The organism is Dietzia sp. HMSC21D01 (genome assembly GCF_001815995.1).
Classification (GTDB): domain Bacteria; phylum Actinomycetota; class Actinomycetes; order Mycobacteriales; family Mycobacteriaceae; genus Dietzia; species Dietzia cinnamea.
In genome coordinates this window covers 1-3,362 of record NZ_KV823633.1, presented here as the reverse complement: position 1 = coordinate 3,362, position 3,362 = coordinate 1, and the positions used below count along the sequence as shown (strand labels likewise).

Sequence of the window (3,362 nt, the reverse complement as noted above, 5' to 3'; positions counted from 1 at the left end):
CGCGCGCCGCACGGAGCCGATCTCGGGCAGCACGTGCCACCGCTGAGCCCCCACCGATCCGGCGACGTCGGCCGCATGCAGGGGGTCACCGCGCCCGGTCCGGATCACCAACGCCGCGCCGGGTGACCGCCGAACCGCCCGTCGGGCCGCGACCGCGCCCTGGAGGTCGGCCCTGGTGACGACGACGACGAGGTCAGCCTCGTCGCGCACCGGCCCGCAGTCCTCGGCGCCGCCGGAATCGCTCACCGCGAGTCCGCTGCCCGCCCGGTGGGCCCGCACGGCACCCGGTCCGCCATCGGGGGCGGGGGCGGGGTCGGCGTCCGCCGGACGGCTTCTGGACCTGGCCAGTACCCGCAGTCCCGGCAGCACCTCGGGTGCCGCGCCCCACAGGGCGTCGGGGTCGGGCCCGCCCAGGTCGGCCCGGACATCCTCAACGCGCAGGCCGGAGTGGTCCTCCGTCCCCAGCAGCAGGTCGACGCCGGTGCCGTGCGGGTCCGTCTCCACCAGAAGGGTCCGGTGAGACGGCGCGGCACGGACCGCCATCGCTGCCGCGAGCGTGCTGGCCCCGCAACCGCCCACCGCGCCGACGACCACCACCACCGCTCCCGCCCGGGTCGGCACCGGCGCGAGCAGCACCCCCACGAGATCGCCGGTCCCGGACGGCAGGCGGATCACCTCGTCGTCGTCACCCGGATCGCGGTCCGAGCCAACCCGCACGACCCGTGACCCGCCGGTTCCCACCCTCCCCGCGGCGGCGTCCGACACGGCACCGCCGGCACCGCTGGCACGGTCGCCGTCGCGGTCCACGCGCTCGGCGGCGCGGTCGGTCACCAGGACGTCGGCGGGCCCCGTCCCCGGTTCCATCGCCAGGGCGGCCAGCACCGCGCGCACGTCGGCGTCCAGGTCGGGATCGGTGATCTCCACCGCGACGGTCAGCGCTCTCGTAGTCGTGTCCACGGCGCCCACCCTCGCCCATGCCGGCGACCGTCGACCCCGCGGCGACGCGGGACGGCGGTCGGCCTGTGGAGGGGGACGGGGCTGTGGAGAACGCGCGGGGCGTGGCGCTCGTGGCGCACTCACCCGTGGTGTCGACGCGGTCTTCGGCCCGCTCAGCCGCAGCCGCCCGGCCTTCCCAATCGCAGCCGCACGCGAACATGGCGTCTCGCGCAGCCCGCGGCGGGTGCGAGACGCCATCCCGGGGAGCGGCTGCGAATGCCCGTGGCGCCTTCGGATACCCACAAATGCGAGAAACCGCGGCAGGGGGTGCCGCGGTTTCTCAAAGCCTCAGTTCTCGGGGGGATGAACTGAGCACCTGTAGGGGGATGCCCCGTTAAGGGCACATCCAGTATCACCCATCTGCGTGGGCAACACAAGGACCGTATCGTGGGTGTCGTGTCCGCCCCCCGCCCACCGGGCCCCAGGATCTCGCACCGGCCGCGCCGCGTGGCCGCGTTCTTCGACCTCGACAAGACGATCATCGCGACCTCGTCGGTGTTCGCGTTCAACAAGTCGTTTCTCGACGAGGGCCTGCTCTCCCGCCGGTCGGTCATCGACCTGGCCTACACGCAGCTGGCGTTCAGCCTCTCCGACGCCGACGACGAGCAGATGCAGAAGGTACGCCAGGCCATGGCGACCGCCACCAGGGGCTGGGCGCCCGAGCAGGTCGAGCGGATCGTCACCGAGGCGCTCACCGAGAAAGTCTCGCCCACCGTGTACGCCGAGGCGCAGGAACTGCTCGCCGAACACCGCGCGCTGGGCCACGACCTGGTGATCGTGTCCGCGTCGGGCGAGGAACTGGTCGCGCCGATCGCCCGCATGCTCGGGGTGGACCACTACGCCGGCACCCGCATGAACCGCGACGAGAACGGCCGGTACGGCGGGGAGATCGAGTTCTACTGCCAGGGCCCCGGCAAGGCGGAGGCCATCCGCGGGTTCGCCGACCGGTACGGTTACGACCTCGACGCGAGCTACGCCTACTCCGACTCCTCGACCGACCTGCCGATGCTCGAGCTGGTGGGCCATCCGACGGTGATCAATCCCGACCGCGCGCTGCGCCGCGAAGCGCTCGAGCGGGGTTGGCCGATCCTGACGTTCTCCAACCCCACCCCGCTGCTGCCGACGCTCGAGAGGGCGACGGGGCCGATCGTGGGTGTCGGAGCCATCGTCGTGGCGATGAGCGCGGCGGCCGCCGCGTTCGCGCGTGGTGCGAGGCGGGCGGCGCCGTAGCTGCACGGCCCGGTGCGGTAGATCCGCCGACGCCCCAATCACTCATCGTGGGCCGCGGACGGAGTCAGAAGCGATAGCCGGATCGACCGAGGAGTCGGCGGGTTCTTTGGGGGTTCCCACCATCGCCCCGGCAGGGTGCTCGACGGCATGCTCAAGGCACGGTGGTGAGGACGCCAGGACCGCGACGGAAGAGAAGTCACGGCCCCCCGCCTGATCTACCGTCATCGACGTTCGGAAACCCACGCGACGGATAACGCCCGAGAGGCAACACCAGCCGTGGGTCCGCGCCAGCCGTCACCGACGGTTGTCCCGGGCCGGCGACACGGCGGACCACAGGACGCTTGGTACCCGGATCTCTCGATGAACCGCAGTGAGTTGGCGGGTCGGCTTCGGCCGACCCGCCGTTCGCGTGTCAAGCCAGTGCGCCGTGCGCGCGCCAGACCCGACCCGCCGTTCGCGTGTCAGGCCCCGGCGGCATCGGCGATCGAGGTGGCCTCACGAGCCCCCGCCTCCAGCGCCTTACAGCAGTAGAGGATCCAGGCGGCGACGCCTTCCTCGGTCCCCGCCATGAAGCCGGCGACGGCGGCGCGGTAGGCCTCCGGGTCGCGGTAGAAGGTCACCTCGGGCACGCCCAGGCAGTGCGGGTCGAGGCCGGTGGACACCGCGACCAGCCGGAACGCGGCGCGGGCGACGATCCCGTCGGCCGAACCGAACGGCGCGAGCCCGGAGAGTTCCCCCAGCACGACCGCGGCGAGCACCGGTGCCGGCACGCGCGTGCCGCCGGTGACGAGCCCGGCCAGGCCCTGGAGTCGCTCGGCCACGCCATCTCCGGCGCGGGGGCGGCCCAGCGTCTGCGGGTCGACGTCGGGCCGGGCCGCGGCGAGGAGATGCAGGTGGGCGAGCTCCTGCAGCGGCGAGCGGGTCCACACGGCGACGGCACGATCCAGGGACTCGCCGGTGAGTTCACCGGCGACCCGCAGGGCGCCGGACAGGATCTCGTCGGGCTCGCCGTCGCTGTCCAGACGGACGGACGCGCCCTCGACTCCGGCGGAGGCGCGGGCCCCGCGCAGGACCGATTCGGCGGCGGTGGTGGGCCATCCGCGGCGGTTGGCGGGGTGCCGGTGCACCGCGGCGAG

General features: G+C 73.5%; 3 protein-coding genes. 1 reads left to right on the top strand and 2 read right to left on the bottom strand.

Annotated features, from left to right (window positions below; translation table 11 throughout):
* On the bottom strand, positions 1-957 hold a 957-nt coding region (locus HMPREF3086_RS00960), incomplete at its 3' end, for a CpaE-like family protein (RefSeq protein WP_141763942.1).
* Between the two features lie 435 nt (positions 958-1,392).
* On the opposite strand from HMPREF3086_RS00960, the gene HMPREF3086_RS00955 reads away from it, so the two are divergent.
* Positions 1,393-2,226 carry an HAD family hydrolase gene (locus HMPREF3086_RS00955; RefSeq protein ID WP_083324205.1) on the top strand — a complete coding sequence of 278 codons (834 nt, stop codon included), beginning with the start codon at positions 1,393-1,395 and terminating at the stop codon, positions 2,224-2,226.
* A 461-nt stretch (positions 2,227-2,687) separates the two neighbouring features.
* On the opposite strand, the gene HMPREF3086_RS00950 is transcribed toward HMPREF3086_RS00955, so the two are convergent.
* Positions 2,688-3,362: Fic family protein (locus HMPREF3086_RS00950; RefSeq protein WP_070719734.1), on the bottom strand; the 675-nt coding region annotated here is incomplete at its 5' end.